The organism is Mesorhizobium sp. M7A.F.Ca.AU.002.02.1.1 (genome assembly GCF_003998535.1).
GTDB lineage: Bacteria > Pseudomonadota > Alphaproteobacteria > Rhizobiales > Rhizobiaceae > Mesorhizobium > Mesorhizobium ciceri.
The window spans coordinates 1-5,546 of record NZ_RZPB01000416.1 but is presented as its reverse complement, the minus strand read 5'-3'; the positions used below and the strand labels follow the sequence as shown (position 1 = coordinate 5,546).

6 protein-coding genes are annotated in these 5,546 nt (G+C 63.9%); 5 read left to right on the top strand and 1 reads right to left on the bottom strand.

Annotated elements, in window-relative coordinates; all coding sequences use genetic code 11:
• Window positions 1–31: 31 nt before the first annotated feature.
• The 5 genes from EN879_RS22790 to EN879_RS22770 all read left to right on the top strand — a co-directional run bounded on the left by EN879_RS22790 (window position 32) and on the right by EN879_RS22770 (window position 4,811).
• Window positions 32–1,336: an ABC transporter substrate-binding protein gene (locus EN879_RS22790; protein ID WP_013528442.1), complete on the top strand. Its 1,305-nt coding sequence runs from the start codon at window positions 32–34 to the stop codon at window positions 1,334–1,336.
• A gap of 178 nt (window positions 1,337–1,514) precedes the next feature.
• Complete coding sequence (locus EN879_RS22785; protein WP_063169742.1) at window positions 1,515–2,396, top strand: branched-chain amino acid ABC transporter permease; 882 nt, start codon at window positions 1,515–1,517, stop codon at window positions 2,394–2,396.
• Window positions 2,393–3,355, top strand: coding sequence for a branched-chain amino acid ABC transporter permease (locus EN879_RS22780; RefSeq protein ID WP_063169741.1), 963 nt, complete (start codon window positions 2,393–2,395; stop codon window positions 3,353–3,355). The genes EN879_RS22785 and EN879_RS22780 overlap by 4 nt, the downstream gene beginning before the upstream one ends.
• Entirely contained in the window at window positions 3,352–4,080 is a 729-nt protein-coding gene (locus EN879_RS22775) for an ABC transporter ATP-binding protein (protein ID WP_063169740.1), read from the top strand. The genes EN879_RS22780 and EN879_RS22775 overlap by 4 nt, the downstream gene beginning before the upstream one ends.
• Complete coding sequence (locus tag EN879_RS22770) at window positions 4,077–4,811, top strand: ABC transporter ATP-binding protein (protein WP_063169739.1); 735 nt, start codon at window positions 4,077–4,079, stop codon at window positions 4,809–4,811. The genes EN879_RS22775 and EN879_RS22770 overlap by 4 nt, the downstream gene beginning before the upstream one ends.
• On the opposite strand, the gene EN879_RS22765 is transcribed toward EN879_RS22770, so the two are convergent.
• A partial coding sequence (locus EN879_RS22765) for a sodium:proton antiporter (RefSeq protein ID WP_206520982.1) occupies window positions 4,812–5,546 on the bottom strand: 735 nt, incomplete at its 5' end.

Below are 5,546 nucleotides of genomic sequence, written 5' to 3'. Positions count from 1 at the left end.
CCAGTCAAAACTCAAAAACAGGGGAACTGCCGTGACTGACAAGAATGGGTTTTTCGATCTCTCCAGATCCACGCTCACCCGCCGCACCGCACTGAAAGGTCTGGCCGCAGGCGCCGGCCTCGGCCTTGCCCCTGGCTTCGTCCGCTATTCCCAGGCGCAGAGTTCGGCGCCGATCAAGATCGGCTTCCAGTCGCACCGCACCGGCATCGGCGCTGCCTATGGCCGCTGGTACGAAAAGACGACGGCTGCCGCGGTCAAGGCGATCAATGCCGCCGGCGGCATCAATGGCCGCCAGGTCGAGGTGATCATCGAGGATGACGGCACCGATCCCGGCCGTGGCGCCGAGGTGGTCGGCAAGTTCGCCACCCAGCACAAGACCGACATCGTCTTCGGCACGCTGTTCTCGCATGTCGTCATCGGCTCGGCGCCCGCCGCCGGCGAAAACAAGATGCCCTATTTCGTCGTCAGCGAAGGCCATCACGTCGCCTCGACCAAGCTGAACCGCTATGTCTTCCAGCCCGGCATCACCGACGTGAAGAGCCAGATCCAGTCGATGGCGCCGTGGATCGCGGCCAATGCAGGCAAGAAGGTGACGCAGATCTTCCCGGATTTCGCCTTCGGCTACGACCACCGCGACTACCTGCCGCCGGCGCTGAAGGCGCAAGGCGGCGAGGTCATCGCGCAGATCGCCATCCCGCCGACAGAATCGTCCTTCACCAAGTATTTTCCGCAGATCCCGGCCGAGACCGAGGTGATCTACCACGTCATGGTCGGCCCGGCCGTGCTCACCTTCGTCAAGGAGCTTGGTGAGTTCTACGGCTCCAACCGGCCGCAATTGTTCGGCTTCATCGATTCGCTCGAAGCCACCGACATCAACAGCCCCGGCCTCGAATTCCTCGATGGCAGCCATTTCTGGGAAGGCTCGCCGCGCTATGCGCAGGCCGATGATTCCGAGGCGCAGAAGGCCTATCGCGCTGCTGTCGGCATCGACGACAATGGCGCCGCCGTCGGCGACCCCAAGGACGTCTCCACCGCAGCCCACATGTTCGGCTGCTGGGAAACGCTCTACGTCGTCAAGAAGGCGATGGAGGACGCCGGCTACAAGGGACCGGAAGACCGCGCCAAGCTGGTCGAGGCGACCGAGGCGCTGACCGAATTCGCCGAAGGTCCGGAACATCCGCAGGGACCGAAGACCTTCAACGGCAAGATCCACCAGTGCTTTGGCATCCAGAACATCTCCAAGATCGAAGGCGGCAAGCTCAAGGTCGTGCACAAGACCAAGATCGAGGACGGACTTTACGAGGCCGAAGGGGATTATACGACGCAGGCGCTGTGAGCTTAGCGCAGCAGCGTGAGCGCCAAGGCCCCCCCCTCTGGCCTGCCGGACCCGGCCCTTCGCTGTCGCTCCGGGCGTTCGTCGTTCGGAAAGCCAAGCAATTGGCTTTCCGTCCGCTGCGCGGACCACTCCTCACCCCCCGCAAGGGGCGCGATTGCGCTATCGCTGGGCGTGTAGCATGCACTTCGGTCCCCACCTCCTCCTCGCCGCCCTCGAAGGCCTCGTCACCTCAGCCGTGCTGGCGCTGACCGCGCTCGGCCTGTCCTTGGTGTTCGGCGTCATGCGGGTGGTCAATGTCGCGCACGGTGAGTTCTTCATGCTGGGCGCCGTGCTCGCCTGGGCGATCACCACAGCCATTGGCGGCCATCCGGCGCTCGGCTTCCTGGCCGCACTTGTGATTGCTCCGCTGATCGTCGGCGCCATTGCGCTGGTCGCCGAACGGCTGGTGCTGCGCCGGCTCAACTACAATCCGGAAGCCACCATCGTCGCCACCATCGGCATGCTCTACATCATCCAGCAGCTGGCGCTGACCTTCTACGGTCCGGAGGCGCGGCCGGTGGAGCCGCCGTTCAGCTACCGCATCCTTCTGCCGTGGTTCGGCTACTCCGGCTACAAACTGTCTGTCATCGCCACTTCCGCGCTGCTGCTCACCGCGACATGGCTGGTGCTGACGCGCACCAAGGTCGGCCTCGTCATGCGCGCCACGCAGTATGACAGCGAGACGGCGCAGGCCTTCGGCATCCCCGTCGGCCGCGTCTATGGCGGCGTCTTCGCGCTTGGCGCCATGCTGGCGGCCATTGCCGCAGTGCTGATCGTGCCGATCAGCCAGGCGCATTACCTGATGGGGCAGGACCCGCTGCTGCTCTCCTTCATCGTCGTCATCATCGGCGGCCTCGGCTCGCTGCGCGGCACGGTCGTCGCCGCCGTGCTGATCGGTCTCTCCGACGGCATCATCTCGATGTTCTTCTCGCCGACGCTGGCCAAGATCATCGCCACGCTGCTGGTCGCCATGGTGCTGGTGTTCCGTCCGCAAGGCTTGTTCGGGACGAGGTCGCGATGAGCGAAGCTTCGCCGGTAAAAGCCTATGCCATGCATCTCGGCGTCGTCGGGCTGCTTTTCGTGCTGAGCTTCCTTCTGCCGGAATACTATCACGGCCTGCTCGCCCGCATCATGGTGCTGGCAGTGTTCGCCATGGGCTACAACATGCTGTTCGGCTATGTCGGCCTGCTCAGCCTCGGCCATGCCATGTTCTTTGCCGCCGGGCTCTATGGCGCCGGCCTTGCCGTCATCCAGCTCGGCTGGAGCGTACCAGCGGCGTTCGCCGCGGGGCTTGCCTGTGGTGTTGTTGTGTCACTCGTGATCGGCCTGCTGGCGCTGCGCACCACCGGCGTCGCCTTCATGATCGTCACCATGATGTTCGCGCAAGTGTTCTACCTCCTCATCCTCTACTTCGCGACGTGGACCGGCGGCGACCAGGGCATGGTCGTGCCGCAGCCGGCCCGTGTGCTCACCTTCGGCGCGACATCGCTCGAGCTCACCAATCCGACCGTTCGCTACATGACGGCGCTGGCGCTGTTTTCGATCGTGCTTCTCGTCACATTGGCCATCGTCCGCTCCCGGTATGGCCGCGTGCTGGTCGCCATCCGCGAGAATGAGGAGCGGACGAAGATGCTGGGATACGACACTTTCTCCAACAAGCTCGCCGCCGTCGTCATCTCCGGCATCATCTGCGCCGGCTCGGGTGCCGCCTATGCGCTGCTGTTCGGCTATGTCGGATCGAGCTTCGCGTCGGTGCAGTATTCGATCCTGCCGCTGCTGTGGGTGCTGCTGGGCGGTGCTGCAACAACGCTCGGGCCGCTGATCGGCACGCTGTTCATGTACTATGTCATCGATATCACCAGCGGCTACACCTCCGCCTATCTGCTGATCGTCGGCATCGCGCTGATCCTGCTTGTGCTGTTCTTCCCCAAAGGCATTCTGGGCAGCATTAGGCAGCGCTGGCTCGGGTGGCTGCCATGATGCCGCTTTTGACCACCAAGGGCCTTTCTCGCGACTTCGGCGGCCTGCGTGCCGTCGACCGTGTGGATTTCTCCTTGATGCCGGGCGAAATCCGCGCCGTGATCGGCCCCAATGGAGCGGGGAAGACCACCTTCGTCAGCCTGGTCAGCGGCCGCATCCAGCCGTCTGCCGGCATGATCGTCTTCGACGGCGCCGACATCACCAATCTGCCTGCCTATGTCAGGGTCCGCAGGGGGATCGCCTACACCTTCCAGCTCACCAGCGTCTATGCCAACCTGTCCGTCTACGCCAACGTCGCGCTGCCCGCGCAACTGACGCTGCGGCATGGCAGCCATTCCAGGAGCGCGATACAGGCCGCTGTCATGACCGCACTCGAACGCACCGGCCTGGCCGATCGCGCCCACATGCCGGCCGGGCAGTTGTCCTACGGCCATCAGCGCCTGCTGGAAGTGGCGATGGGGCTGGCGCTGAAGCCGCGCCTTTTGATCCTCGACGAGCCGACGCAAGGGCTGGCCGACAGCGAGATCGACAATTTCATCACCCTGGTGCGCGAGATCGCCAAGAACGCCACCGTGCTTCTGATCGAGCACAACATGCCTGTCGTCATGCAGCTGGCCGACCGCATCACTGTCTTCAATGCCGGCAAGATCCTCGCCGAAGGCACGCCCGAAGCGATCCGCGAAAACGCGGCGGTGCAGGAAGCCTATCTGGGGACTGCCCCATGACCGAGGCAAACCAGGCCGAGGCCACGCCTCAAGCACTCACCATTTCGCGGCTCGACTGCTTCTATGGCGAGGTCCAGGTGCTCTATGGCCTCGACCTGGTGCTGAACAAAGGCGAGGTGCTGTGCCTGTTCGGCCGCAATGGCGCCGGCAAGACGACGACACTCAAGGCCATCATGGGGCTGGTCCCCTCGAGCGCCGGCTCGATCAGGCTCGATGGCAAGGAGTTGACCGGCCTGCCGGCGCATGAGGTGCCGAAGGCCGGCGTCGCCTATGTGCCGCAGGGAAGGCGACTGTTCGCCGAAATGACGGTGGCGGAAAACATCGAGATCGGCCTGATGGCGCGCGGCAAAGGCAAGGCGACGCGTGAAAACGTGCTCGACCTCTTTCCATTGCTGCGCCAGCGGCTGCGGCAGCGTTCCGGCACACTGTCCGGCGGCGAACAGCAGATGCTGGCGATGGCGCGTGCACTCTGCCTCGAACCGCAGGTGCTATTGCTCGACGAGCCGACCGAAGGACTGATGCCGTCGATGATCGCCAAGATCCGCGAGACGGTGTCGACGCTGCGTGACATGGGCGTGTCGACCATCCTGGTCGAACAACGGGTCGATGCAGTGCTTTCTGTCGCCGACCGCGTTGCTTTCGTCGAAAACGGCCGCAACCGCGAGACGGTCGATGTCGAGGAATTGCGCGCCGACCCGTCGGCGGTGCGCCGTTATGTCGGCGTGGGTTGATCAGCCGAAGAACAGAAAACCCGCTACCAAAAATGTCGGGATCAGCACCAGGCCCGACCATGCCATATAGCCAAAAAAGCCCGGCATCTTCACGCCGCGATGTCGGGCGATGGCGTAGACCATGAAATTCGGCGCATTGCCGATATAGGTGTTGGCGCCCATGAACACCGCGCCGGCCGAGATCGCGGCAAGCGTCGAAGCGAACTCCGTCATCAGGTGCCGGGGGTCACCGCCGGCAAGCTCGAAGAACACCAGATAAGTCGGCGCATTGTCGAGGAAGGATGACAGCGCCCCGGTCAGCCAGAAATAGGCGAGATCGTTGGGCTGGCCGGAGGAAGAACTCACAAGCGACACCAGCGGCGCCAGCGCACCCTCATGGCCTGCCCTGAGGATGGCGATGACCGGCACGATGCAGATGAAGATGCCGGCAAACAATTTGGCCACCTCTGCTATCGGACCCCAGTTGAAGCCATTGGCCTCGCGGTATTCCTTGCGCGAAATGACAAGTGAAACGAGGGCGAGCGCCAGGATCATGGCGTCGCGCACCAGGTTCTGCAGTTCCAGGCTGACGCCGAACACGGAGAAGCTGACGCCCGGCTTCCAAGCCGCCGATAGCAGGATGGCGCCGATCACCCCCGCCAGCAGCGGAAGGTTGGCCAGGCCGCGCAGGCGCACCTTGGTATCCGGTGTCGGGTCCTTGATCTTCGGCGCGCCAGCCTCGCGCCGGTGCAGGAT

Bases quoted from the DNA above. Each gene is read 5' to 3' on its own strand.
- EN879_RS22785 (WP_063169742.1), top strand. From the start codon at position 1,515: ATGCACTTCGGTCCCCACCTCCTCCTCGCCGCCCTCGAAGGCCTCGTC.
- EN879_RS22780 (WP_063169741.1), top strand. From the start codon at position 2,393: ATGAGCGAAGCTTCGCCGGTAAAAGCCTATGCCATGCATCTCGGCGTC.
- EN879_RS22775 (WP_063169740.1), top strand. From the start codon at position 3,352: ATGATGCCGCTTTTGACCACCAAGGGCCTTTCTCGCGACTTCGGCGGC.
- EN879_RS22770 (WP_063169739.1), top strand. From the start codon at position 4,077: ATGACCGAGGCAAACCAGGCCGAGGCCACGCCTCAAGCACTCACCATT.